The organism is Methylomusa anaerophila (assembly GCF_003966895.1).
In the GTDB taxonomy this organism is placed as follows: Bacteria; Bacillota; Negativicutes; order Sporomusales; family Sporomusaceae; genus Methylomusa; species Methylomusa anaerophila.
In genome coordinates, this window is sequence record NZ_AP018449.1 from 945,179 (window position 1) to 970,208 (window position 25,030).

24 protein-coding genes and 1 pseudogene are annotated in these 25,030 nt (G+C 42.9%); 7 read left to right on the forward strand and 18 right to left on the reverse strand.

The window, feature by feature from the left end; genetic code table 11:
- Positions 1 to 185: 185 nt before the first annotated feature.
- Positions 186 to 803: a hypothetical protein gene (locus tag MAMMFC1_RS04215; RefSeq protein WP_126306755.1), complete on the reverse strand. Its 618-nt coding sequence runs from the start codon at positions 801 to 803 to the stop codon at positions 186 to 188.
- Between the two features lie 384 nt (positions 804 to 1,187).
- Between MAMMFC1_RS04215 and MAMMFC1_RS04220 the strand changes: the two genes are divergently transcribed.
- A complete protein-coding gene (locus tag MAMMFC1_RS04220) occupies positions 1,188 to 1,532 on the forward strand; it encodes a L,D-transpeptidase (RefSeq protein ID WP_126306757.1) in 345 nt (114 codons plus the stop codon).
- Positions 1,533 to 1,821: 289 nt separating this feature from the next.
- On the opposite strand, the gene MAMMFC1_RS04225 is transcribed toward MAMMFC1_RS04220, so the two are convergent.
- The 10 genes from MAMMFC1_RS04225 to MAMMFC1_RS04275 form a co-directional block, all read right to left on the reverse strand.
- Positions 1,822 to 2,562 (reverse strand): sulfite exporter TauE/SafE family protein, encoded by a 741-nt coding sequence (locus MAMMFC1_RS04225; protein ID WP_126306759.1) that lies wholly within the window; start codon positions 2,560 to 2,562, stop codon positions 1,822 to 1,824.
- A gap of 428 nt (positions 2,563 to 2,990) precedes the next feature.
- Positions 2,991 to 3,185 carry a hypothetical protein gene (locus MAMMFC1_RS04230; RefSeq protein ID WP_126306761.1) on the reverse strand — a complete coding sequence of 65 codons (195 nt, stop codon included), beginning with the start codon at positions 3,183 to 3,185 and terminating at the stop codon, positions 2,991 to 2,993.
- Between the two features lie 688 nt (positions 3,186 to 3,873).
- Complete coding sequence (locus tag MAMMFC1_RS04235) at positions 3,874 to 4,128, reverse strand: class I SAM-dependent methyltransferase (protein ID WP_126306763.1); 255 nt, start codon at positions 4,126 to 4,128, stop codon at positions 3,874 to 3,876.
- A gap of 545 nt (positions 4,129 to 4,673) precedes the next feature.
- Positions 4,674 to 5,537 carry an Rpn family recombination-promoting nuclease/putative transposase gene (locus MAMMFC1_RS04240; protein ID WP_126306765.1) on the reverse strand — a complete coding sequence of 288 codons (864 nt, stop codon included), beginning with the start codon at positions 5,535 to 5,537 and terminating at the stop codon, positions 4,674 to 4,676.
- 450 nt (positions 5,538 to 5,987) lie between these two features.
- Positions 5,988 to 6,749, reverse strand: coding sequence for an SDR family oxidoreductase (locus MAMMFC1_RS04250; protein WP_126306767.1), 762 nt, complete (start codon positions 6,747 to 6,749; stop codon positions 5,988 to 5,990).
- 162 nt (positions 6,750 to 6,911) lie between these two features.
- Positions 6,912 to 8,132, reverse strand: coding sequence for an MFS transporter (locus MAMMFC1_RS04255; RefSeq protein WP_197723911.1), 1,221 nt, complete (start codon positions 8,130 to 8,132; stop codon positions 6,912 to 6,914).
- Between the two features lie 229 nt (positions 8,133 to 8,361).
- Positions 8,362 to 9,231, reverse strand: a complete 870-nt coding sequence (locus MAMMFC1_RS04260; RefSeq protein WP_126306769.1) for a methionyl aminopeptidase — start codon at positions 9,229 to 9,231, stop codon at positions 8,362 to 8,364.
- A 42-nt stretch (positions 9,232 to 9,273) separates the two neighbouring features.
- On the reverse strand, positions 9,274 to 9,618 hold the full coding sequence (locus tag MAMMFC1_RS04265; RefSeq protein ID WP_126306771.1) for a helix-turn-helix transcriptional regulator: 345 nt from the start codon (positions 9,616 to 9,618) through the stop codon (positions 9,274 to 9,276).
- A 184-nt stretch (positions 9,619 to 9,802) separates the two neighbouring features.
- Positions 9,803 to 10,249, reverse strand: a complete 447-nt coding sequence (locus MAMMFC1_RS04270; protein ID WP_126306773.1) for a MarR family winged helix-turn-helix transcriptional regulator — start codon at positions 10,247 to 10,249, stop codon at positions 9,803 to 9,805.
- A 168-nt stretch (positions 10,250 to 10,417) separates the two neighbouring features.
- On the reverse strand, positions 10,418 to 10,792 hold the full coding sequence (locus MAMMFC1_RS04275) for a MerR family transcriptional regulator (RefSeq protein WP_126306775.1): 375 nt from the start codon (positions 10,790 to 10,792) through the stop codon (positions 10,418 to 10,420).
- Between the two features lie 407 nt (positions 10,793 to 11,199).
- Here MAMMFC1_RS04275 and MAMMFC1_RS04280 point away from each other — a divergent pair, with 407 nt between their 5' ends.
- Positions 11,200 to 12,366: an iron-containing alcohol dehydrogenase gene (locus MAMMFC1_RS04280; RefSeq protein WP_126306777.1), complete on the forward strand. Its 1,167-nt coding sequence runs from the start codon at positions 11,200 to 11,202 to the stop codon at positions 12,364 to 12,366.
- Positions 12,367 to 12,658: 292 nt separating this feature from the next.
- Here MAMMFC1_RS04280 and MAMMFC1_RS04285 read toward each other — a convergent pair whose 3' ends face one another.
- Positions 12,659 to 13,186 carry an ester cyclase gene (locus MAMMFC1_RS04285; protein WP_126306779.1) on the reverse strand — a complete coding sequence of 176 codons (528 nt, stop codon included), beginning with the start codon at positions 13,184 to 13,186 and terminating at the stop codon, positions 12,659 to 12,661.
- 357 nt (positions 13,187 to 13,543) lie between these two features.
- Between MAMMFC1_RS04285 and MAMMFC1_RS04290 the strand changes: the two genes are divergently transcribed.
- The 5 genes from MAMMFC1_RS04290 (at position 13,544) to istA (ending at position 20,390) form a co-directional block, all read left to right on the forward strand.
- Positions 13,544 to 14,824: an IS110 family RNA-guided transposase gene (locus MAMMFC1_RS04290; protein ID WP_126306781.1), complete on the forward strand. Its 1,281-nt coding sequence runs from the start codon at positions 13,544 to 13,546 to the stop codon at positions 14,822 to 14,824.
- A gap of 213 nt (positions 14,825 to 15,037) precedes the next feature.
- Positions 15,038 to 15,442 (forward strand): NAD(P)/FAD-dependent oxidoreductase, encoded by a 405-nt coding sequence (locus tag MAMMFC1_RS04295; RefSeq protein WP_197723912.1) that lies wholly within the window; start codon positions 15,038 to 15,040, stop codon positions 15,440 to 15,442.
- Between the two features lie 485 nt (positions 15,443 to 15,927).
- Positions 15,928 to 16,521 carry a TetR/AcrR family transcriptional regulator gene (locus MAMMFC1_RS04300; RefSeq protein WP_126306785.1) on the forward strand — a complete coding sequence of 198 codons (594 nt, stop codon included), beginning with the start codon at positions 15,928 to 15,930 and terminating at the stop codon, positions 16,519 to 16,521.
- A 202-nt stretch (positions 16,522 to 16,723) separates the two neighbouring features.
- Entirely contained in the window at positions 16,724 to 18,661 is a 1,938-nt protein-coding gene (locus MAMMFC1_RS04305; RefSeq protein ID WP_126306787.1) for an oxidoreductase, read from the forward strand.
- Between the two features lie 751 nt (positions 18,662 to 19,412).
- On the forward strand, positions 19,413 to 20,390 hold the full coding sequence (gene istA, locus MAMMFC1_RS04310) for an IS21 family transposase (protein ID WP_269471878.1): 978 nt from the start codon (positions 19,413 to 19,415) through the stop codon (positions 20,388 to 20,390).
- 256 nt (positions 20,391 to 20,646) lie between these two features.
- Here istA and MAMMFC1_RS04315 read toward each other — a convergent pair whose 3' ends face one another.
- From MAMMFC1_RS04315 to MAMMFC1_RS04340, 6 genes and pseudogenes are all read right to left on the reverse strand, one after another.
- A complete protein-coding gene (locus tag MAMMFC1_RS04315; RefSeq protein WP_126306791.1) occupies positions 20,647 to 21,081 on the reverse strand; it encodes a GNAT family N-acetyltransferase in 435 nt (144 codons plus the stop codon).
- Between the two features lie 30 nt (positions 21,082 to 21,111).
- Positions 21,112 to 21,312 (reverse strand): 23S rRNA (pseudouridine(1915)-N(3))-methyltransferase RlmH, encoded by a 201-nt coding sequence (locus tag MAMMFC1_RS22845; protein WP_408631240.1) that lies wholly within the window; start codon positions 21,310 to 21,312, stop codon positions 21,112 to 21,114.
- A 60-nt stretch (positions 21,313 to 21,372) separates the two neighbouring features.
- Positions 21,373 to 21,522, reverse strand: a pseudogene (locus tag MAMMFC1_RS22850) (PDZ domain-containing protein); the annotation flags it as partial.
- A gap of 117 nt (positions 21,523 to 21,639) precedes the next feature.
- The gene (locus MAMMFC1_RS04330) at positions 21,640 to 21,960 is read right to left on the reverse strand and encodes a nucleotidyltransferase domain-containing protein (protein WP_126306793.1); all 321 of its coding nucleotides are present in this window, start codon (positions 21,958 to 21,960) and stop codon (positions 21,640 to 21,642) included.
- Positions 21,961 to 22,393: 433 nt separating this feature from the next.
- Complete coding sequence (locus MAMMFC1_RS04335; RefSeq protein WP_126306795.1) at positions 22,394 to 23,245, reverse strand: Rpn family recombination-promoting nuclease/putative transposase; 852 nt, start codon at positions 23,243 to 23,245, stop codon at positions 22,394 to 22,396.
- A gap of 314 nt (positions 23,246 to 23,559) precedes the next feature.
- Positions 23,560 to 25,005 (reverse strand): MFS transporter, encoded by a 1,446-nt coding sequence (locus tag MAMMFC1_RS04340; protein ID WP_126306797.1) that lies wholly within the window; start codon positions 25,003 to 25,005, stop codon positions 23,560 to 23,562.
- Positions 25,006 to 25,030: the final 25 nt, after the last annotated feature.

The following is a 25,030-nucleotide window of genomic DNA, read 5'->3' on the forward strand; positions in this document are numbered from 1 at the left end:
AAGGGTTTATCGACATTACCGGCAGGATCAGGCAACTGGCCGGCCAGTCCGGCATCGCAAACGGGCTGCATAAGGACAATGGGACAACTACCCGGAATGAGTCAAGGGACGACCGTCCCTTGACTTATTCTCATGTAAATACGGTTTCTTGAAATGCCTGTCCCGCTTTTTTATACCTTTTTATTTTATATAGTTATATTCAGGTTTCGCTTTTGCGCTTTTTCCTTGGTTGCCTTTTTATAAGCAGCCTCTTCGCTGTTGGCTTTCAGCTCACTATTTTTCCGCCTGCGGGCGACTTCGGCTGCCGCTATCCCAAACTCAACGGATTCTTTAAGGTCTCTTTCTATCTCATCATTCTTTCCTGGCAAGCCATGGGGTGAATTTAAGGAAATTACCATTCCCGCCCCGACCTTATGGGTTATTTTAGAAGCAGCCGAAAGCAGCTTACCCATACTGGCGTTATCGAGAACACGCTCATGCCTGGCTAAAGCCTTCTCCCGCTTACGCAGGTTTTCTGCCGCCGCCTCTTCTCTTTTCAATCTGTCTATCTCAAGTTTCCTGGTTTCTTCTTCATATATGGCTTGCCTTATCTGTTTATCAGCAGCCTGCAGTTCTGCGACAATTTGCTTAATATCCGTATTGGCATTATTATTGTCCTGCTTGGCAAGCATTTCTTTGTTGCCAAAAGCTTTTTCTGCAAGCTTTTTTTGTAACCCAGCGTGGTATTCTCTTAACACAGTTAGGTTATTCTTAGGAAAAAAATTAGCTAATAAGTTATTTAAGCCCACTTGATCTATAGGCATTTTATTCACTCTCCAATAATCATATTTCCACAAGATAAATCCTTTATTATATAATCATCGAAATTTTTGTGAGAATAATTAACAACAAACTTGTTAAAATTGGGTCATTGGACCAAAACAGGCATGTAGAAACATTTTAACACAATATCCTTGTCCCCGTAGGGGACAAGGATAGGTCGAAACCACCGAAAAATCCTCGCGCTAAAATGCAATGATTCTTGCTGCAGGATACGAGTTTCTCTTATCACAAGTTTTGTTGTTCATGCCGCTCGAAAACACAAGCGAGCCGCTTGCTTAATCTTCTCAAGTGCTTTGGAAATAGGATTAGATTCACATCTCTTAATAATTCACATATGATAACAAAGAAAAGGGGTGGGATACCGAATGAAAAAGCAGATTGTGGTAAACCTGACAACCTTGCGTTGCTCCTATTTTGAGAATGACAGACTGGTCAAGGAATACTCTGTTGGTATTGGAAAGCCATCAACCCCTACGCCCCCAGGAAACTATCAGATTGTTGACAAATTGGTATTTGAAAAAATGGGAGATATAGATTTGGGCTCTAGAAGGTTAGTTTTATCATCAGAGAAAACTTGCCTTCATGGTTCATGGAATGGTCCAGTAGAAGGCTATGTTTCCGGTGGTTGTATCAGAATGTACAATAAAAATATTGAAGAATTGTTTCCAAAAGTGGAGATTGGCACATCTGTAGTTATGATTAACTCGTAAGCTTTTGGGTACAAAAAAGAAAAAACTTAAACTGACCTTTCCAGAAAAGGAAAAGTAAATTTAAGGTCGTTACGCATCAAGAGCCTATAAACTCTTATAAATCAAGGTGTTATAGGCTTCTCCATTTCTAACCTTTTGAGGCGGATCAATAGTGTATAATATGTAAAACGCCAAATCTGGAAACCTGATGTTTTCTCCTACGCCCACGGTGAGTCAAGGGACGGTCTTGGACTCATTAGCATTTGGGCCGTAATGTTTCCGCCAATGAGTCATCGAACCGTCCCTTGACTCATTCTTTCATAAAAAGCCCAATGGTCAGCCCAAAGCCCAGAATAATAATACAAACACGTAATAACTTTTCATTCAGCCGCTGCAGAGCGAGAGCCCCTACCTGGCCGCCTGCGATAGATGCAATAGAGGCTATCATGACTTGTGTCCACGCAACATTGCTTGAAAAAAGAAAAATCAAAACGGCGGAAGCGTTCATCACCCCAGCCAGCACATTCTTTGTCGCTCCTGCATTACGTACAGCTAAGCCGGAAATAGTCAGAGCAGCCAACATTAAGATGCCAATCCCGCCGCCAAAATAGCCGCCGTAAATAGAAATGGCAAATTGTGCGATTATAGCTCCAATAGGCCCTAATTGTTTGGAGTTTTCTCGGGTTCGCCGGAAAAAGCTGCCCCACAGGAAAACCAAGGTGGCAAATAGAACCAGCCATGGCACCAAAAATTCAAAAACAGACACCGGCGTAGCCAACAGAAGAAGCGCCCCCAAAACACCGCCAATCAGACTGATAACAAATAAAGCCTTAAAGGACAATTGGGGTAAGTCCGAAACATGTTGGCGTCCAGCAAAGCCGGTTGTAATCTGCCCGGGGAAAAGTGCGACCGTCGATGTAATATTTGCCGCCCGCGCGTCCAGGCCCGTAAACATCAACGCCGGAAAAGTAAGAAACGAGCCTCCGCCAGCCAACGCATTTTGCACACCTGCACAAAAAGCCGCAATAAAAAGAACAACAAATGTTATCATATTTAAAGTAACCACCTTGATACCTATTTTACTCCTCCCCGGAACGTTGCGGAGGCAATACTCTTAATCCAATCAAGCCTAGTGGTCTGTAAACGCTAATTCTATAGTGTTCTTGCGAGATCTTTTCCGCCCTGCTTTGTTGTCGTCGGCTTACATATTCCCGATATGCGCGCCTCCTCCGCCTCGCAGGGCGAAAAACCTCTCGCAATTCATCCTATAGTTTTAGAGTTTACAGACCACTAGCTATGTTTTGTTGAGTTCGTAAGAAAAGCTAACTTCTTGGACGATTTTCTTCACCACTAAAGATATTTTCTGTCGTAATTCCAAGGGACAAGGGACAGGTTTATCGTCCCAATCCTAATCATTTCCGATTCAGTATACCATCAAGTAAGCGAGGGAACAACTAATCCGTAATGAGTCAAAGCAACCTATGATTTAACCCCTTTAAACCCCTGCATCATGCCAGGTGTAGTATTTATTTGGTTCGTGGTAGCGCCTTTTTCCAGCGGGATAATCCGGGCCGTTGCCCTGTATTTTCGCATGGTCTCCCCCATCCAAGCGGCAGCGCGGAAAGAGTTTCCCGTACCCGACATGAAATACAGCGTTGCCTCCTTATAGCTCACGGCGCTCTCCTTTCCGGGAACAATTGAACAATTAATCCCTCTGGTATTTTCACCGGACAACGAGACTCGAAAGGACGGTTATTATGAACCGGAAATGCTGTTACGGCTCATACGATAAGTTACTATACAAATAGTCGAAGTTCCTGCAAACATCAAACATTTGCAGGAACTTCGACTATTTTTTCACCGTTACCAATGATACGGTTCCCCCCGACTAATCTTAGTAATGTTCTCTTCAAAACTATCTGAAATCATAAATCGAAAAACAAATCAGAATGAATGATCTCTCTTGTTACCCTAACTTCAAACGGAAAATAATCAGTAACATTTCTAATTTTAAAAATTATATCTCCCGCTAGCTCGTCTTGCTAAAAATTCTAGTTCCGTTTGTATGTGATCCCATAGAGAGTAATGCACCCAGATGTCGGTAAAATCCGTAAAGTGAAACGTGAGAATATGCGTATTGGCTCTCATTGAATGCAATATATGGAAATCCCTCGGGAATCCACAATCCGGTAATATCACAGAAAGTTTTCTGACTTAATAGAGCGTGTTACTCTTGGGTATTGGAAGTAAGAATTACTAAACCCAAGTAATTCCGCGTAAACTTTTACAATATGTTTAAGTTCATTATAAGTCAAACCAAAACAGGCACGTGGCCAAATTTTCAATACTAAAATTCTTATAATTACAAAACTTTTGCCTGGTGATACTCAGTCAATTTTTCGCCCAACTCAACGGCTGTTAAAGAACAACCTGTTTTGAGAAATGGCAATGCCGCTTCACCTGTTCCGATTCCGATTTTAAGGACGTTGCTTAATTGATTTATTTGTTTATAAGCAAAAATGTCCTCATACAACTCTGTAACATAAGTCTGACGCCACTTGTCATATTCAGAGTAAACTGCGTTGAATGTTGTTTCTAAACCTTTAATTATTGGCATTAACATCACCGCTTTCGCTTAATATAAAAAATGTACATTCAAATTTTGGGTTGTTATATTTCTTCTTTTCAAATCAAAACTAGTATAACATTAAAATCAGGTTAAAAAAGATACCATTACCCATCTTTTTTAACCTGATAGCCCTGGTGGAATGCTGGGGATTTGAACCCCCAGCACTTTACTATGTAAAATATAGAATAATTACTTATTCCTCTATAAACTTCATCTGGTGCCATCCCACAAAGTGCCGCACCCAACCATCAAAGTCTTTATTTTCATAAGCATTCCTCCTATAAACAATAACCTATGAAAATTTAAATAAAAGCATGTATTCTCCGCTAATTGCTTTTAACTATCTTTTGGTACACTACAAAAATGAATTAATTTATCAAATCCTTGATTCGCAATCCACTTTTCATCTCACTGTTTGCTGGTATACGTTGAAAATATTGTTCATCATTAGTAGAGTAATTCTCCCATTATCGAGAAAACCAATAGAAAAAACAGGACTCGCTGAAACAGTTTTCGCGAGTCCTTCCAAGGCACTAATCCTTTCTGAGTTTCTCCACTTCTTCCAAAGATAATCCAGTCCCTTTGGAAACATCCGCTGGTAACAGACCCATTGCCAAAAGACGTAACGCTGTTTCCCGAATGCCTTCTTCTCTGCCTTCTGCCTTGCCTTCTTCTCTGCCTTCTTCTTTGGCGTAGTACATAGCCGACAAATGATCACGCAAGGCCTTCTCGCGCATTTCATATAGATATCGCTCTTTATCCTGCTGCAAAAAGCGTTCTTCCGCTGACAAGGCTTTTTGGATCGCTGGTTCACTCATCACGATCTCCTCCATTTCTTGCGGATTGGCGTAATTCCCCAAATAGGTCAGCCACTTCTCCAACCGTGTTCTCGGTTTTGTTCGGAGAGTTTTCCATTTCGGCAATTCCAGAAAGTGGACTTCCATATCCCGGTTCAGTCGATAGCCTGTAGCTATATCATAGAGAGAAAATACGCTGTGATGGGGCTGGGTTTCCGGTAAAAAACTAAAACCCAGCACGTTGATGGTCACGGTACGGCATAGTTCTTTATAAGTCTGCCCACTTTGCAACTGACTTTGATACAATTTAGCCCAATAGTATAGGGTTCTTTTGTCAATATCCCGTTCATTGACAATCTGCACTTCGATGTTGACGAAACTACCATCACTGGCCTTGCCGAGAATATCCAGCCGGGACAGTTTATCTTGCAGATGCGCCGGATCCAGTTCTCGCTCCGCTAAAGTAATATCCGTCAATTCTTCGCTGCCGTTGACGCTTAAGACTGAGTTGAGGAAATTCAGCAATATGTCTTTATGTTCTTCCCGCCCGAATACCCATTTGAACAGATAGTCATTCAGCCGGTTCAAGTCCCATTCCACAGCGCTGCACCTCGGTTGCCTTTTTCAGAATTCCCTGGTAGTTATAGTATACACCAATCCTGGGATTTACACCATCGTACCTCACGCAGAGTTTCACTTTGAAAGCAAAAAGTACGTCCCTCCGCTTCCCTGTGTTTGCTGCCTGTGCTTGCTGGAGTGCTATTTATTCCCACTACATGCTTTGAATACGGACCCGACTTTATCATTTAAGTCAAAATACCCTGAATCCATCAATATTGTGGGTTTCATTTTTAAAGCATTTGGCCTTCCGTTCTCTAGACAGTATAGCAAAAAACGGTTGAGATGCCAGTCACTCTCCCGATTTGCCGAATTGATAACGCACAACCCTACAACGTATTTTTTTCATTCATCGTCTATCGAGTGACAAAAAAGGAACGACAGACTGTGCGAAAACATTGTTCACGTTAATTTTATTTATCAAGGTTTATGTTATTTGATTGAAGCTTTCATTGCATTGTACATTTTTTCTGTGAATGCGTCAATTTCATCTCGTGACATACGCATCCGCTCTACGGAATTGCCATATCCAATTTCCGTTTTGCCTCCTTCTAATTCCTTGAAAATGCCGTTTGCGAAGGCTTCCAGCGGCTCCATATGTAAGTTTTGCCACGTCCCGTTTAAATCCGTTTTTACTGCCGGTGGAGCTACTTCGATCACTTCTATGGCTGTAGCTGAAAGCTGGTATCTTAGGCTCACGGTAAAAGAATGAAGTGCCGCTTTCGTGGCTGAATAAATCGGAGTAATCGCAAGGGGCGTAAACGCTAGGCCGGACGTCACATTTATAATAGCTGCCTCTTTTTTCTCAGCAAAGAATGGTGCGAACAACATAGAAAGATGAATAGGCGCTTCCAGATTTGCCGTAATTTCTTTACTGAAGTAGCCCCAATTATTTTTCGCATCTGCTTTTAACACATTGAAACGCTGGGAAACCCCTGCATTGTTGACTAATACATTTACCTCCGGATAATTCACTGTTACCCAGTCAAATAATGCGGAACGCTCGGATTCTCTCGTCAAATCGCATGGATAGGTAATGATGCCCGGCAAAGTTTCTTGGGCTTTTTGAAGTACGTCTTTACGCCGTCCGCAAATGATTACCTGATTTCCCCCCTTGATAAAGCGTTCCGCAAAAGCCAGCCCGATGCCGGAACCTCCACCAGTAATGAGTATTGTGTTTCCAGATAGTTTCATACCAATTCCACCTTTCATTTTAATTACTTAGAATATTAACTACCGAACTCACGAAAATTTTCACTCCATATTTCAACAGATAGTTCCCATACGCCGGCAACACCTCCCCCAGCAACTACATATGCCATTTAACTACTGGTTTTCAGACAAACCTTAAAGTGGTTAGGCTATTTCTTTAACTTCATCCTCCATACGAATAAAGAACGAAGCCAATAAGCCAAAGCATAAGAAAAAAGCCAAAGCCAGGAAAGTAAAGAAATAGCTACCTGATTTCAATATGTTCAGCGTAAGAATGGGGCCAATGCTGGCACCGGCAAAGAGAATAAATGTATAGGCAGATATCGCGGCCCCTCTTACTTTCCCCCCCAGCCGGCCGATAATGGCTACTACCGTAGGAGCGAAGACAGCAAGCCCAGCGATAAAGAGGATGCTGGCGACGACGATTAATAATAAATTGTTGCTAATTCCCAGCAACAGCAATCCAATGATGGACAGTGCCATTCCGGCACGCAGGACTGAAAACAGCCCGTGTTTCTCCACTAATTGCCCGGAAAAAGGTGACAGAAGCATACCGATAATACCCATAGACCGAACATAGAATATCTGCTGGGCGGTAAAACCGAACAAAGGGCTGCTTAGATAATGATTCAACGCAGTGTACATGCCCACGAAGGAAAAAAGTATTGTTAAGGCGATTGCATAGGAACAAAGTAAAGATTTTTGAGTTAGAATCGTTCCCATTTGTCTGAATATCGTAATTATACTTGTATTGACACATGTAACAGGACTTTGGGGAATGAACCACAAGATCAAAAAGGCTGTCACCGCATAAATAACACCCAGAAGATAAAATATAAGATTCCATCCATAAAGCTGACTGATGTAACTGCTGAAGATCTGGCCGATAATACCGGCCATGAGAAATCCTGTATTGATGAAACCAATTGTCGTTACCTGCTTTTGCGGCGGAAATACTTCTACAACATAAGCTAGGGCTACCGGTGAAAAAGTTGCTGCCGCCGCTCCCTGTAGACCACGAAATAGAATTAGCCAGGACAGGTCGGTAATGAATCCCATCAGCAGCGAAATGAATGCCAAAATAGATAATCCTGATAAAATGATGATTTTGCGGCCAAAGCGGTCGGATAACGGTCCGTAAAAAAGGCAGCCAAGCGCAAAACAGAAGGAAAAAGAGCTGCTGGTCCAGGCCGCCTGTGTCGGCGCAACCTTAAAAATGTCTGTAAAAGTTGAGATTAAGGGTATAGTGATATAAAGACTCGACATAATTACCAAACCGGACCAGAATAAGACGACAGTCATAAGTGAATAACTTTGTGATGATCCCTGAAATGCTTTCTTTGCGGGGTTATATAGTAATTCCAATCTGAATGCCTCCCAAACATATTTTAAAACTTGGCTATTATGGCTTTCTTGAGCACGATTACGCAAGCATTACAGCGATAATCCAAAACAACAATAATTAGACAAGCTAATTACTCGAATAGAAAAATTAGCCAGGCAAATTAAATGCGGAAATAAAAAATCGGTGCATCATTTTATAGACCGATCTTTATTAATAACTGCAGCAAATGTTTTGCGACACGCTTTTTCGCTAATAGGCCAATATTTCCACTCCCATTTTTGTAACCAATACAGTTTTTTCCCATTGGGCAGATGGCTGTCCATCAGCGGTAGTTACAGTCCATCCATCCCTTCGGCTGGTATGTACATTTGCCGACCCCATATTAATCATGGGTTCAATGGTAAATATGAGACCCGGAACCAAAAGCATTCCTGTGCCTGCAGACGCAACATGGCTTACCCATGGCTCTTCATGAATGCTTAATCCAACACCGTGGCCTCCAATATCCCGGACAACCGAATAGCCACAGGCGTGAGCATGATCCTTAATCACTTGACCAATATCCCCGAGAAATCCCCAGGGTCTGACTTGTTCGACTCCAAGATCCAGGCACTCTTTTGCTACTTCCACTAGTCTCTTTCGTTCATTGGATACCTTACCAACACAGAACATCCGGGATGAGTCAGAATAATAGCGATTATAAATGGTGGTCACATCGATGTTTACAATATCGCCGTTTTTTAATCGAATCTGTTCCGAAGGAATTCCGTGACACACCACCTCATTAATGGAAATGCACACGCTCTTTGGATAACCCTCATAGCCTAAAGTGGCAGGGATGCCTCCTAGCTCTATGGTTTTTTGATATATCCTTTGATCTAGCTCTTCCGTGGTTATTCCATCCACCACAAATTCGCTGATATAATCCAGCAATTCGATGTTGCGAAGGCCGCTCTCCCGAACTCCGTGGATGTCTGCAATTGTCTTTAACTGTGTACGGTTCGGAACCTCATATCCCTTCATGCGATACAGCTTAATTTTTTCGTCAATTTCCGTATGGCAATGTTTATACTTCTGTCCACTGCCGCACCAACAAGTATTGTTTCTCCCAAACTTCATTTATTTACTCCCCTTATATGTAATAAAGGAGGAAGCGCTTTATCAGTCAGTCAGGTTAAGAGAATTACGAAAGTCCTTGCGATATTGCCTTGGCGGACAATGGAATTCCCGCGCAAATGCCCTAGTTAGGGCTTCAGAGGAACCATAACCATAACGAAAGGCTATTTCCGTAACGGAATCATCTGTGATTTTCAAATCCTGTGCAGCAGCCATTAGCCTACACTTGGCAAGAAATTGTTTGTATGTAGTACCGATATGCTCTCGAAATTTGACCGAGCAATAATATGGGGAATATCCGACACGGGATGCCATAGCCGCTAAGGTTGGTTGCTCGGTAATGTTATTTTCGACCCATTTAGCCATTACTTCAATTGTTTGTACTGACATTTGCCTCACCCCTTTATAGTATAGTCCCTTGCTCCGTAAATTACCTGATATAACTTGCATACTTCAAAATAAAGTAATAGATTAAAGTGATAATTCAAAACAATAATGGTTAGACGAGCTAATTACCTAAGTAAAAAATCAGCCAGGCAAATTAAATGCAGAAATAAAAAATCGGTGCATCATTTTATAGACCGATCTTTATTAATAACTGCAGCAAACAGACAGTCTCTTCCTCTGTTAATTTGTTGGTGAGATTGGCACAGGCCATCCAATAGTGTGGTAGAACAAGATCTAGAAGCTGATAGCCTTTTTCGGTTATTGTAACATTGACCATTCTTTGATCTTCAAGACATATGGTTCTTGTAATCAGTTGATGTGCTTCCAGCCAAATTAACTGTTTGGTTACAGACGCACGGCGTATTCCAAGATTATCAGCAATTTCTGATGGCTGTAACGGCTGGTTCGTGCCTGTATTGTATAGTAGAAAGAGTAAAGAAAATTTGCTTTCGGAAATACCATATTCTTTCAGTGCGTCATTTATAGTATCTAAAATGTCATCAGATATTTGCAGTAACGCTTCTCCCAACTGTGCTCTTGTACTGGGAGGAGTTGAAGGAGTCTGTTGTTTCATAGGTAAATTCCTTTTGTATTTAATTTCCCAAGCTAATTAATAGTATACTGATCAGAAAGGGTAATGTCAATATAAAAATGACCAGGAGATAGTACCATCAGGTCTGTCTGCCGCCGATATAGCCAATAGTGACAACCACTATGACGGCTACGCCAAAAACAATTTCAATTATGGAAATTTAGCCGTTTTTTCCATTACATCATATAATGCCAGCTTATAGTTGATTCTTTCCATATGTTTAAGAATCTGCGCCAATTGTTCCTCGGCTTTCTTCTTATGGTCAAGCATCATCCGTTTACGCTCCGGGATTGTACTATCTCCCTGCTTAAATAATTCCGCGTACCGCTTAATCTCGGAAAGAGGCATGCCTGTTTCCCGCAAAGACGTAATAAAATAAATCCACTCGAAATTCTGCTCGTCATAAATTCGGTTGCCATGTTCGTTGCGTTTGACAAACGGCAATATGCCTTCCTTTTCATAAAAGCGCAGCGTATGCTCAGAAACACCGCTTTCCTGGGCAAACTGCTTGATAGAAACTGTCATTATTTCATCTCCTAATGGAAGAGGTTACTTAGAGTTACTCTATGTAAATACTATCATACAATGAATCATTCAACAAGAATACCGGCAACACATCTACTTTTACTCAACACCGATTTATCTACTTCGGCAATAATTATATGGAATTCAAAAATGATTTTCTATTAATCGTAATGCTAGGAACGCTTCGACGCTGCCGCTTAACCTACGCTTATCCTAGCATTACGATTGTAACTCATTTTTGAAAACTATATAGTTCAAAAATTGCGCATGTTTATTAAGCAGCTTGGCACTTAGCACAATTATTTTTTCTCCTGCTTGTTTTTTAAAGAACGGTTTAAAAAATCATACTTGACTTAGAGTTTCTCTAATAGTTTATTCTAGCTATATATAAGAAAGGAGTGCTCCGCATGCTAAATTTTAATTTTTACAATCCCACACGCATTTTATTTGGAAAGGGCCGGCTTGACAGCATTGATCAAATGATCCCAGCCGATGCTCATGTTTTAATCACTTATGGAGGAGGCAGCGCGAAAAAGTACGGAACGCTGGATAAAGTAAAAAGCGTACTGGGAAACAGAAAGGTTCAGGAATTCGGCGGTATAGAACCAAATCCTCATTATGAGACTCTGGTAAAAGCTGCAGAGATTGTACGCCGGGAAGGTATTGATTTTCTGCTGGCCATCGGCGGTGGTTCCGTCATCGACGGAACAAAATTCATTGCCCTTGCCGCTTCTTACAGCGGTGAGGCACTGGATCTTTTGCGCTATGGTTTTACACCCATCGGTACAGACACTGTAAAAACAGCAATTCCAATCGGCACTGTGCTGACACTCCCCGCAACTGGCTCAGAAATGAACTGCGGCGGCGTGATTAGTTATGAACAAGGCAAGTACCCTGTCTTTAGCGAATTAGTCTTTCCCCGTTTTTCAGTATTGGATCCGGCACTCACTTACACGCTCCCCAAAATTCAAGTAGCCAATGGTGTAATTGACGCCTTTGTGCATACGACGGAGCAATATATCACCTATCCTGTAGACGGCAGAATCCAAGACCGCATATCGGAAGGTATTTTGCAGACGTTGATTGAAATCGGTGAAACCACCATTGCGGAACCGGAAAACTACGATGCACGCGCCAACCTGGTCTGGAGCGCAACACTGGCACTGAATGGGTTAATCTGCGCAGGTGTCCCGCAAGACTGGGCGTCTCACATGATCGGGCATGAATTGACCAGCTTATATGGCATCGATCATGGACAAACATTAGCCATCCTATTACCGTCATTGTTAGAAATACGCCGCGAACAAAAGCGCGCGAAGCTTCTGCAGTATGCTGCGCGCGTCTGGAATATAACGGAAGGAAGCGAAGATGACCGGATACATTCCGCGATACAAAAAACCAGGGAATTCTTTGAACGCCTTGGCGTAAGGACACGGCTGTCCGATTATAATATCGGCGAAGATCAGATACCGGTTATTGTCGGACAATTAAAAGCGCATGGCATGACAGCGCTCTCCGAAACCCAGGATCTTTCGCTGGACATAAGTCAAAAAATCTTAGAAAACGCACTATAAATTTCCTTCATCGTTTTATCGCTTCCCTCTGTCAGGTCTTGGTATTTCTACTCGTCTTACGGATTTTGGTTTGTACCCATTAGGCTTACTTCAGATGCCGCCTCACGACGGTACACCCTTGCTCTCTGCTAACAATTTCTACTGCCAAACCCGTAGTGGACTTTCACCACCAAGTTATCGCCCATTCGGGGCAAACCGCGAAAGGAGTTCTCAGCGTTAAAACACTGGGAACTCCTTATTTACAGACAGACGGGGACAGATGGGGGCTTTCCGGGCTCCATCGCTTTAAAGTCTACGGGCGGAGCAGTTGATTCATTATATCTTCTGAAAACCAGGCTTCTTCAATTTTTTGATTCTTTACTTTATAGATACCGATCCCCTCCCACTCTACCCTCTTGTAGGTCGGCTTTATATCCATAAAAGGCCTGACAAAATTTCCACTATTGGTGAACCGAACGACAACTTTATCACCAGAGGCAATGACGTCTTTTATATCAAGATACATCTCGGTAAAAGCGCCACCAACACTAGCCTTCATACTTCTTTTATAATCTTCCAGTCCATGAATCTCGCCTAAGCTTCCTCCACGCCAAACCATATTCGCAGCCCAAAACTCATCAATGATGTCTAAATTGCCGCCATTGACAACTTCGGCTAAAAAACGTTTGACAATAGTGATATTTTGCTGAGCTATATCAGGAGCTTGGCTCATATAAATTTGCTCAGCTTCCTGACCATTGGCTGGTGCAGCGCTAGATATGCTCAAAGGGCCAACTATGATCGCAAAAGCAACCAGTACCATTCCTGTTATCCTTTTCAAACTACCTTCTCCTCGTATAATAAGTTTTGTAGGCAATAATCCGCCATTGTTTACAAAGCTTATTTTATTTTTTACTACCCGGATTTGAATCCCCTGATGCTAAAATATTCGTAAGAGAATTTAGCAAAGGTAACGTCTGATCTCTCCTGCAAAACCTTTTGGTTATTGCTTATAAAGCGTGACGCCTGCCTTATTCATCCAATACCGCTAACACAGATGTTGCGTCTCTGGGCGAAAGCTTTCCAGCAAGCTGCTTTCACAGATGAATGCTGATTATGCGAGGGTGCGGTCAGTGAGTAAGATCAGGGTATTCCTTTCTATCTTCCCTATTTTTTGCCAAAAAGGAGGTGAAGTTTTATGAAGAAGGCGGATCTTCTTTCTACTTTATTTGTGGGGATTGACGTAAGTTCCCGAGAAAATGTCGTCTGTGCTATTGATTACGAAGCACAGAAACTTCTGCGGTTTTCTGTACCGAACAATCACCCGGGAGCCATTGAAATGGCCGAAAAACTTCATGCCTTCCTTTATGGAAACCGTGACATCAACAAGCTGATGCTTGCTTTGGAGTCCACATCTTTCTACGGAATTCATATCGCCAATTATTTGTCTTCCTGTGAGCTGTTAATGCCATTTCATACTCACGTTTATTGTTTGAACCCCAAGATGATTGCCAATTACAAAAAATCGTACATCGACTTAGGGAAAAACGATGCTGTTGACGCTTTTGTAATCGCTGATTTTGCCAGAGTCGGCCGAATTACTACTGCGCCTTGGCGCGGCAGCCAGTTTCTTGCTCTGCAACGCCTGACCCGCCATCGTTTACATATCGCCGCTTCGCTTACTCGCGAGAAAACCTATATGCTCTTGAATATATTTCTTAAATTCAGTCAACTTTCTATGCTCCACGAAGATCAGCAGCCGTTTTCCGACCATTACGGTGCTACGGCCTCTTCGGTTTTAACCGACTTCCTCTCTACCGAGGACATTGCCAATATGCCGATGCAAGCACTGATTGATCATATTGGCCAAAAAGGTAAAAACCGGTTTGTAAATCCTGGCCATACAGCCTCTTTACTTCAGCAGGCAGCTCGCAATTCTTACCGATTGGATAAATGCCTATATGAACCTTTAACCCTCTCTATCGCCTCATCTTTCAACCTTATTTCCGCTTATGAGTCCGAAATAAAGGCCATTAATAAGGCAATTGAAAAAACTCTCAAGGGGCTTGACCCAAATGCTTATCACTCTCTCTTGTCCATTCCTGGCATCGGCCCGGTTTACGCTGCCGGCATCATTGCTGAGATTGGCTCCATCGACGCCTTTAACTCTCACAGTGCTCTTGCTAAATATGCCGGTCTTGTTTGGCGTGAAAATCAATCCGGCAATTTTAGGGCTGACGACACCGTTCTTTCAAAAGCTGGCAATTCCTACTTAAGATACTATCTAATTGAAGCTGCCAGTCATGTTAAGAACCATATACCGGAATACGCAGCTTTTTACCACAAGAAATACGATGAAGTTAAAACTCATCAGCATAAACGCGCACTCGCACTTACTGCTCGTAAATTTATCCGGCTGATTTTTGGATTGCTGGCCAACCATCAGCTTTACTCTAAAAGTAGAGTAAGCCAAATTTAACGACTTCCATTTTTTAACTTTTTCTCCTTCTTGAGGAAAGAGCTTATTAGATTTACCCTTTTTTGGCGCATTGCTTACGATATTTATTTTTTATGAGCTTGACATATTACCAGATTGCTTTATTTTACCAGTTTTACTGTATTTATAATTGTATTCCTTCCATAATTTCAGATTGCTAAACTTCGATAACTTTCGAATTTATTGTAAGTCATTTTGCCTTTCATTGTCAAATATAGTGGTGACAAAAAAGGAACGTCCCCAATCGTCCCTAAGGATTTCAAAATATCCACAGCAGGCTGCGTCAGGGGCTGTACTGACCCTTATTGTGCCGATTTTGGCGTTATCGCCCAGGGGCCGGATGCCTTCGACATCTATATCGGCGGCCGCGGCGGGAGCAAAAAGCCGGCGCACGGAAGCCGAATTGCGAAAAATGTTACCGGCCAAGGCGTTGCCGAGGTTTTGGAGTATGTACTGACAAAATATTGCGAGCTTGGACAGCCCAATGAACGTTTGTGCAAAGTCATTGAGCGCTGCGGTCGTGACGTCTTTACACCATCCAACGTGAAATATGCCGTATCGAAAGAGTTTGATGATTTTCTCGCGTTTATGTATGAATAAAGAAAGTGGTGAGTAAGGTGGAACAAGAGACCAATTGGCCAGAATCCGAGAGGTCTTCCGGCAGGCCGTCCCCGCCTTCCGGCCAGCCTAAAGTTGGGGATGCATACAAAGTCGAATTATCTATACAAGACACTGGAAAGGAATACAATTCCTGAGCATTGATGTCTCAGGGGTCTGGCTTCTGCACGACGAATGGGAGAAAAAATAGATTTCCCGAAAAAGGATAGCGGATAGCGGGGATGTTCCTTTCTTGACACTTCGGGACAAAAAAGGAACGTCCCCAACTGGCCCCAAGCGGTGGCAGGGTGAACCGATACGATCGGTAAATATTACAGCATGCACGCATCGAGAAGCGCTAGGAACTTGGGAGGCCCCTGGAGCTCCATTAAACAGGTAGGAACATCTGAAACAAAAATAAATCAAAACAAACATAAAGATTTTAAAAAATTCTTGTGTTTATAGACGAACGGTCATATAATTATAACATGAAAAGAACAAGACGTAATGAACATATCCGAGAGCGGTTACTAGATGCTGGGTTGGATTTTTTTTCCAAACAGGGTTATAACGGCACAGGAATTAAGGAGATTGTTGATGCCGTAGGGGTACCGAAGGGATCATTTTACAATTATTTCAGTAGCAAAGAGGATTTTGCAGCGAACATAATTCGACATTATGCAGAAGGTTATTGGCGTGAATGGTCCACGTATTTTTTGGAGGGACCTGACGATGATTCGCTATCAGCATTACGCTACAGCTTTGAACGGATGATAGAAAAACATAAGGAAAGCGATGTAAAGGCTGGCTGTATCGTCGGCAATTTAGGTGCAGAGATTAGTGAATCGAGTGAGATATGTCGCAATGCGATGCAGACTGTCCTAAAAGAGTGGCGTGAACGATTTGCTAAATATGTGCTAATAGCACAAGCGCAGGGGACAGTAAGAAATGATATATCTGCCGAAGAATTGGCAGATATCTTTTGTAGTGTGTGGGAAGGAAGTCTGTTGCGTATGAAGATAGAAAATTCTACAGATCCTCTGAAGCGCTGCATAAATTTGATGTTTGACAAGTTTTTTTAAGAATAATTTTTTTTGCATAAAACAAGACGACTGGTCATATTAGTTTTTTTAGCAATAGATGCATAATGCGATACTGCTATCTGCGGAGCGGCATCATTTTTGTAAAGCTGTTATCTCTACTGGAAAGGAGGTGATAAACTATGCAATAAGAAAAAATGTTTTTTCGGGAAAATGATTCTGAATAACAAAGGGAGGTAAAACAATGGCGAAATACGACAAATTATTTGAAACTGTGAAAATCGGAAGCATGGTGTTAAAAAACCGTTTTATCCAGCCCCCCATGGTGGTAAACTACTGTTCTTCGGATGGACATGTGACAGATCGTTACATTGCCTACATACGGGCAAGAGCGAAAGGTGGTGTAGGTATGATTGTTACAGAGGCAACCTATGTCCACTCCAGTGGAAAAGGATTCATTAACGAATTAGGAATCTATAAGGATGAACTTATACCGGGGTTGAAAAAGTTAACCGCGGCCGTACATGAAGAAGGTGGCAAGATTGCTGTGCAGCTTTATCATGGCGGTCGACAGACTAGCTCGGCCACGACTGGAATGCCTATTATGGCGCCATCACCTATACCCTGTCCGTTTGTCGGTGAAATGCCGAAGGAGATGACAGAAGAAGATATCCGTGAGATAGTAGAGGCTTACGGGGAAGGGGCGCGGCGTGCCAAAGATGCAGGTTTCGATGCCGTAGAAATTCACGGGGCTCACGGTTACTTAATCAACCAATTCCTTTCTCCTTATAGCAATAAGCGATCCGACGAGTATGGCGGATCGCTCATCAACCGCGCTCGTTTCCCGCTGGCGGTGGTGCAAAAGGTGCGAGAAATAGTTGGGCCGGACTTTCCTGTACAATATAGAATGAGCGCTGAGGAATATGTTGAAGGCGGCCTTACTGTCGAGGATACTAAAGCCTTTTCGATAATGCTTGTGGATAATAGCGTAAATGCCATTCATGTGAGCGGGGGGGTCTATGAGTCAGCTGCATATATTCTTCCGCCGGCCGCTATCCCCCAAGGAGTTTACGTGAACAATGCTGCGGCCATCAGGGAAGCCATTGGCGCCAAGGTTCCCGTCATTGTCGCAGCTAGACTGAAAAATCCTGACATGATGGTAGAGATAGTAGAAGCTGGCAAAGCGGACATGATTTCCATAGGACGAACACTGCTGGCTGATCCTGAATTTCCCAATAAACTGAAAACTGGGAAGCTAGAGGATATCCGGAAATGCACCGGCTGCAACCAAGGATGTGTCGACCGTCTTCTTGCTGCTCAGGATATCGGTTGTTTAGGGAATCCTTTGACTGGCCATGAGGGGGAGTTTAATCTTGAGAAAAAAGCGGCAAATAAGAAAAAGGTTCTCGTGGTAGGAGGCGGACCTGGTGGATTGGAAGCGGCACGGATTGCAACGTTGGGTGGACATAACGTCTTTTTATATGAAAAAAGCGATAAGCTAGGAGGTCTTCTCAATTGCGTATCCCTTGCTCCTCACAAAGACGAGTTTGAAGAGTTAAAGAATTTTCAGATTGCTCAGATTGAGAAACTAGGTGTTCACGTTACACTAAATCAGTCCGTGGATGGAGCGGTCATCGACCGTCTGCAACCTGACGTTGTTATCATGGCGACGGGTTCCCAGCCAATCAAACTAAAGATTCCCGGACTTGAGAATGTACGGGTTAAGAATGGGGAGGAAATCCTTTTCGGTGCTACTTTCGGAAAAAGTGCGGTTGTTATAGGTGGTGGCGCTGTTGGCTGCGAAACTGCAGAGTTTATGGCGGACAAGGGAGCTAAGGTGATAATCGTTGAGATGCAGGAAGAAGCGGCTAAAGAAGTAGGTTTGTTGGAAAGAGCGTTACTTTTGCAAAGGCTTGCACAAAAGGGAGTGACAATCTTGACGGGGGGAGCAGCGCAGGAAGTTACAGCGAAAGGAGAGCTCATCATTAAAAGGAATGGCGGAGAGGAGATCTTGCGTGGCATTGATACGGTGGTGCTGGCCGTAGGTTACAAGTCGGTAACAGAACTTGAAGATGTACTTAAGGAAAAAGAAGTACCGTACGTCAAGATTGGGGATTGTTCCAAGCCGCGCAAGGTCCTAGATGCCACGTGGGAGGCTTTCCACGAGTGTTATTCGCTGTAAGTAAGGGATCAAACCATTTTTACAAAAAGCTTTGTAGAATTACAAGGAAAGATATGACTTATCGGTCTCTGTGAAGAAGTATGTGGTTATAGAGGTGTCATTAACAGTGGTTTGTGATGCAGTGCGGTATCGAGTCAGTCCGTAGAATCCTCAAGCGGATCAAAGGATAATATAGCATCAGTTAATTTGTTCCACTTTTATCAGTTAGTAGATGCCCAAAAAATTTTATTAACGTTTTGAAACTTTCAGCTCAATCTCACCCCTTTGAGGACAGTACTAAATGTTCAATGTGCTAGAACCATATTATAGAGCAAGATCATTTTATAAAATGAAAGATTAGGCCAATGTTAGGATTTAATAGTTTTGTACTGTAGAGAGAAAACTATTTGCGGAATTGAAACAATGCCTATTGATTGGGAAAGGGCAGTTTGAAGAGATTCAAGCTGCCCTTTCTGAGGTTGAATTTATAAACAAGATTATGAATGTAACTGTTTGATATTGTGTGGATTGTAGGTGATGTTTTGATTTTGTAAGATCTTTGCACCAGAACATTTTTTATTAACCGGTGTGAGTGGTAAAATAAAGTAGGCCAATTTCGGACAAGTAAATCCGGACAAATTTGGCCAACATACTATACCAGTTTTGGCCACAAAGTAGGCCACTGTTTAGCAAAAGAATGTGCATCAATCCAAGCCGTCCTACCCGCTACATGTGATAGACTTAAAAAATCACATATGGGAAGGGTGGCAGAATAAAGGCGCTTGGATTTTCAAAAAGAAGAACGGCCAGAGTATTGGCCATCAGCCGTGATACAGTTAGCAGCTATTGGGACATGGCCGCTGACGAATATACCGCAATGGCTGAGTTAGTCAAGAAGCAAAGCAGTCTCATCAAATATGAGTCTGTAATTCTTGGCTGGTTATATCGTTATCCATCCATGACTTCCGCACAAGTGTATGACTGGCTGCTGGAACATTACAATGTTCAAATATCCGAACGGGCAGTACGGCGATATATCGGTGCACTCCGGCGCGAACACAGCATTGCTAAAAACTCTCAACCTCGCGACTATGAATCTGTGGATGAATTACCCATGGGGTATCAGATGCAGATCGACTTTGGCGAAAAAAGCATGAGAACGCCTGACGGACAGTATGTGAAGGTCTATTTTATCGGCGTCGTCCTCTCCCATTCACGGTACAAATGGGGCTATTTCCTAGATCGACCCTTCTGCTCGGTGGATCTTGTAAACTGTCTGGATATGTGTTTTGACCATTGCGGCGGTGTCGCTCACGAGCTTGTATTTGACCAGGACAGCATTGTAACAGTCAGTGAAAATTACGGTGACATTATTTATACTTATGAATTCGAGAAGTACCGCAAACTCCATAGTTTAAACATCTATTTATGCCGGAAATCCGATCCGGAATGTAAGGGTAAGGTGGAATCGGTCGTCAAATATGTAAAAGGCAACTTCCTGCCCAATCGTTTTTTCATGGGTATTGATATTTTAAATCGCAGTTTTGTTGAGTGGCTTGACCGCACGGGAAATCGGAAGAAACATGGCACGACAAAAAAAGTACCGGCCGAGGTGTTCGAATTGGAACGCGCGCACCTTCGACCGATACTTACCATAATGGAAACATCTACTGATGCTAGTATGAATCGAATCGCTATTCGGTTCCCCTTGGTACTTACAACAAAGAAAAAGAGGTTTGCATTGAAGTAAAGGACGGCAAACTCATCATATCGCAGGTTTATGGCGACTACGTGATAGCCGAACATCCTTTATGTAGCGGCAAGGGAAAACTGATTAAAAACGGCTTAATGGACTGTGCAATGATTTTCTACAGGAAATTCGTCGGCGAAAAGGCAGGTCAATCTACTAGTCTTAGAAGCAGATAACTGGCTCGAGGTTGTCAGTATCCCCGTCCCATTGACACCTGCAAGTCCTCAACCGTCCAAGGGTTCGTATTTGCTCATAATCAGTCATACCACTCCAACTCAACAAGAGCCTTGTTCCTATATGTCAAGAAATCTCGCGCTCTAAATCCCATACGTTCCCAAAAGCGTTTGCCGTCCTCATTATCCGAATACACCGCAAGCGTGACATCGGATATCTCCTCGGCTTTCAAGGCTTCAAACACCTTTGCAACAAGACGTGTGCCGATTTTCTTATTCTGATGCTCGCGTGAAACGCAGGCATGATAAATGTAGCCGCTGCGTCCGTCGTTGCCGCAGAGAATCGCCCCAACAATATCGCCGTCAAGCTCCGCGACAAAGGAAGTGTTTGGGTTTCGACGGAGAAATTTCTCAATGCCGTCGCGAGTGTCAGCAACATTATTCAACCCCATATGCTCCGTTTGCCACAGGGCGTAAACACGGTCGTAGTCAGTGATTTTAAGTGGAAGTATTTTCATTTTCTCTTCCTCTCCTAACTTTCGGCTTAATCAGTCGTAACTCCGACCAACCACCCGTTTCAATTCTTCATCTAGCACATCACCGCCGAGCGTGACGGTGTTCCAGCGGTGGGAATCGCACAATCGTAGTCGAGTAGAGCAGTGAGGTGTTAGGCGCTTGAGATATTCCTGAATGCCTGCGGTAAGATACTTCTCTTTAATTTTGCCAACTATGACAATAGTGATTTTCATGGTAACTCTCTTTCGGATTACTGCTGTTGCGGCATTTCTTCCAGGGCCAATGGTCTGGGTCCGCCCGTTCCGCTGTATAACGACGGCTACGCAGCTTCCCACCTGCTGGTTGTCAAGTACGGCCCGAAGGTCGGGTACGCTATTGGTCTCAGTACCGGCGACGCTCAGAATAACATCCCCTTCCTGGATGCCGGCTTTGGCCGCAGGGCCATTCGGATATACGAGTCAACAAACCGTCCCTTGACTCGGCCTCGTACATGTCGGAATTCCCGACACACTGCTTTTTCAACAAGCTCGCCAGTTTCAAAAATACTATACTATGACTTTTTACGAAAGTACTTTCCCTTTGCTGATGACTTCATCATATAGGAAATCCCCTGGCTTGGCTTTTCGATAGTCATCGACTGAATAAGGCCGTGGTGATATGTCAGGATTCACATCCAGTGTCAGCATTTTTAGTCGTACAGCCTCTTTTACATAGTCATGACCGAAATCGGAAGATATAATGACTACATCAATATCACTGTCTTCATCAGCAGTATCAGACGCTTGAGAGCCATACAAAACAGCTTGCTCAACCGCAATTTTGTTATTACGGAGAATGCGCAAGTAATCCTTTACAGCTATTTCAACTTGCTTTCCACCCATGCCAATACCTCCTTTGTTTCCGACAAACCTTCCATAAAACAATACATCCGTATAATGTAATTCTCTACCCTCATAATACCATACTTCTCCGTATAGAAAAGACATAACATCCCCTTGGCGGAAAGCTATGTCTTTTTGGAGTTATGTTGCAAAAAGGATTTTTAGTGCCATTGCCGATCATGTCTATTTGCATCAATAATGATTTTATATAAATATGTATTCTCCGCTAATTGCTTTTAACTATCTTTTGGTACACTACAAAAATGAATTAATTTATCAAATCCTTGATTCGCAATCCACTTTTCATCTCACTGTTTGCTGGTATACGTTGAAAATATTGTTCATCATTAGTAGAGTAATTCTCCCATTATCGAGAAAACCAATAGAAAAAACAGGACTCGCTGAAACAATTTTCGCGAGTCCTTCCAAGGCACTAATCCTTTCTGAGTTTCTCCACTTCTTCCAAAGATAATCCAGTCCCTTTGGAAACATCCGCCGGTAACAGACCCATTGCCAAAAGACGTAACGCTGTTTCCCGAATGCCTTCTTCTCTGCCTTCTTCTCTGCCTTCTTCTTTGGCGTAGTACATAGCCGACAAATGATCACGCAAGGCCTTCTCGCGCATTTCATATAGATATCGCTCTTTATCCTGCTGCAAAAAGCGTTCTTCCGCTGACAAGGCTTTTTGGATCGCTGGTTCACTCATCACGATCTCCTCCATTTCTTGCGGATTGGCGTAATTCCCCAAATAGGTCAGCCACTTCTCCAACCGTGTTCTCGGTTTTGTTCGGAGAGTTTTCCATTTCGGCAATTCCAGAAAGTGGACTTCCATATCCCGGTTCAGTCGATAGCCTGTAGCTATATCATAGAGAGAAAATACGCTGTGATGGGGCTGGGTTTCCGGTAAAAAACTAAAACCCAGCACGTTGATGGTCACGGTACGGCATAGTTCTTTATAAGTCTGCCCACTTTGCAACTGACTTTGATACAATTTAGCCCAATAGTATAGGGTTCTTTTGTCAATATCCCGTTCATTGACAATCTGCACTTCGATGTTGACGAAACTACCATCACTGGCCTTGCCGAGAATATCCAGCCGGGACAGTTTATCTTGCAGATGCGCCGGATCCAGTTCTCGCTCCGCTAAAGTAATATCCGTCAATTCTTCGCTGCCGTTGACGCTTAAGACTGAGTTGAGGAAATTCAGCAATATGTCTTTATGTTCTTCCCGCCCGAATACCCATTTGAACAGATAGTCATTCAGCCGGTTCAAGTCCCATTCCACAGCGCTGCACCTCGGTTGCCTTTTTCAGAATTCCCTGCTAGTTATAGTATACACCAATCCTGGGATTTACACCATCGTACCTCACGCAGAGTTTCACTTTGAAAGCAAAAAGTACGTCCCTCCGCTTCCCTGTGTTTGCTGCCTGTGCTTGCTGGAATGCTATTTATTCCCACTACATGCTTTGAATACGGACCCGACTTTATCATTTAAGCCTGATCCTCCACACACTCCCTGACCCGAATCAAATAGCAAGCCCCGACTCAATACAAATAACTAAATAATTCATGCCTGACGCCAAGATCTCCCCAAGCAAGCTATTCTTGTAATCCATCTTTTAACGAAATATAATTTTTCCTGCTAAAAGAAATAATTGCGGCACATACAGAGATTCCGGCCAGAAAAGCCATAACAATGTGAAAAGCTTCCACAAAGCTACTGTCCATCTGAATTTGCGTAGGGTTGGCTATCCCTGATAATATTGTGGCTTGCAATCTTTCAAGAATCAACACCGATAAGGATGCCCCCATGATCATACCCAGGTTTCGTATTAGTGCATTCAGGCCATTTACTATCCCGATTTGATCTTTGCTGACCGAACTCATAACAAAGCTATTATTGGGAGGCTGAAACATGCCAGTTCCCACACCCACCAAAATAAGACTGGGGATAATTCCCCAAAAAGTTGAATGGGTTGTAACAGACAACAGAAACAGATAGCCTAATGTATTAAACAGCAAACCACCGGTAGCAAACCATATTGGACCGAACTTATCAGAACCATACCCGCTGAGCGGTGCTGTAATTGCCATACAAATAGGTAAAAAAGCCATCATGAGTCCCACTCGGAAACCAGAATAATGCAAGACATTCTGTAAGTAAAAGGGCATGAGAATCGCATTAGCAAAAGTGGCGGCAAAATTGAGAAACGCAGAAAAGTTGCCTAACATAAAAACACGGTTGCGATAAATACTGAAATTTATCAAGGGATTTTCCATCCGAAGTTCCACCAGGGTGAAAACCGCCAGCAATATAACTCCCAAGAATAAAGAGCCAAGAATAATAGGTGAACTCCAGCCAAAAACATTTCCGTCATTAACCGCAAATAGTATTCCTATTAAACTCATAGTAAAAAGAATACTTCCTTTGTAATCAAAGGATACTTCTTTTTTATCTTTATCGGCAGGTAAAACAATTTTTGCCAACAAATAGCCAATGATTCCTATTGGCACATTGACATAAAAAATATATCGCCAGCCTACCCAGCTTACTAAAAATCCACCCAGTGCCGGTCCGGTAAGTGAACCCAAGGCAACAAAAGTACCCAGCAAACCTAATGCCCGACCCCTTTCGCTAACGGGAAAACTAGATACGATAATAGCTTGATTCGTAGCCATCATCATAGAAGCTCCAACTGCTTGAAGAACTCGCATTCCCACAAGCATTCCGATAGCATTGCACAATCCGCAAAGCACTGACCCCAACGTAAAAACAAGAAAACCTATGGAGTAAACTTTGCTTCTACCCCACATATCAGCCAGGCGGCCAAAGATCGGCAACAGACTTGCAATAGCCAGCAGATAGGAAACAACGATCCACTGCACAATAGATAACGTAACATTCAATTGAGTGGAAATAGTAGGTAAAGCAACATTAACAATACTGCTATCCAAAGTAGCCATAAATGTACCCAATAAAATATCCGCTAAAATGAACCAACGAATATTGGAAGAGTTCTTGCTATTATTACACGTTAAATTCATTTCTTTCTCCTTCCGTTGCGCCGGC

Bases quoted from the DNA above. Each gene is read 5' to 3' on its own strand.
- MAMMFC1_RS04275 (WP_126306775.1), bottom strand. From the start codon at position 10,792: ATGACAGTTTCTATCAAGCAGTTTGCCCAGGAAAGCGGTGTTTCTGAG.
- MAMMFC1_RS04265 (WP_126306771.1), bottom strand. From the start codon at position 9,618: ATGTCAGTACAAACAATTGAAGTAATGGCTAAATGGGTCGAAAATAAC.
- MAMMFC1_RS04215 (WP_126306755.1), bottom strand. From the start codon at position 803: ATGCCTATAGATCAAGTGGGCTTAAATAACTTATTAGCTAATTTTTTT.
- MAMMFC1_RS04270 (WP_126306773.1), bottom strand. From the start codon at position 10,249: ATGAAACAACAGACTCCTTCAACTCCTCCCAGTACAAGAGCACAGTTG.
- MAMMFC1_RS04315 (WP_126306791.1), bottom strand. From the start codon at position 21,081: ATGAAAATACTTCCACTTAAAATCACTGACTACGACCGTGTTTACGCC.
- MAMMFC1_RS04225 (WP_126306759.1), bottom strand. From the start codon at position 2,562: ATGATAACATTTGTTGTTCTTTTTATTGCGGCTTTTTGTGCAGGTGTG.
- MAMMFC1_RS22845 (WP_408631240.1), bottom strand. From the start codon at position 21,312: ATGAAAATCACTATTGTCATAGTTGGCAAAATTAAAGAGAAGTATCTT.
- MAMMFC1_RS04260 (WP_126306769.1), bottom strand. From the start codon at position 9,231: ATGAAGTTTGGGAGAAACAATACTTGTTGGTGCGGCAGTGGACAGAAG.
- MAMMFC1_RS04220 (WP_126306757.1), top strand. From the start codon at position 1,188: ATGAAAAAGCAGATTGTGGTAAACCTGACAACCTTGCGTTGCTCCTAT.
- MAMMFC1_RS04235 (WP_126306763.1), bottom strand. From the start codon at position 4,128: ATGCCAATAATTAAAGGTTTAGAAACAACATTCAACGCAGTTTACTCT.
- MAMMFC1_RS04280 (WP_126306777.1), top strand. From the start codon at position 11,200: ATGCTAAATTTTAATTTTTACAATCCCACACGCATTTTATTTGGAAAG.
- MAMMFC1_RS04330 (WP_126306793.1), bottom strand. From the start codon at position 21,960: ATGGGTGGAAAGCAAGTTGAAATAGCTGTAAAGGATTACTTGCGCATT.
- MAMMFC1_RS04290 (WP_126306781.1), top strand. From the start codon at position 13,544: ATGAAGAAGGCGGATCTTCTTTCTACTTTATTTGTGGGGATTGACGTA.
- MAMMFC1_RS04250 (WP_126306767.1), bottom strand. From the start codon at position 6,749: ATGAAACTATCTGGAAACACAATACTCATTACTGGTGGAGGTTCCGGC.
- MAMMFC1_RS04300 (WP_126306785.1), top strand. From the start codon at position 15,928: ATGAAAAGAACAAGACGTAATGAACATATCCGAGAGCGGTTACTAGAT.
- MAMMFC1_RS04305 (WP_126306787.1), top strand. From the start codon at position 16,724: ATGGCGAAATACGACAAATTATTTGAAACTGTGAAAATCGGAAGCATG.
- MAMMFC1_RS04340 (WP_126306797.1), bottom strand. From the start codon at position 25,005: ATGAATTTAACGTGTAATAATAGCAAGAACTCTTCCAATATTCGTTGG.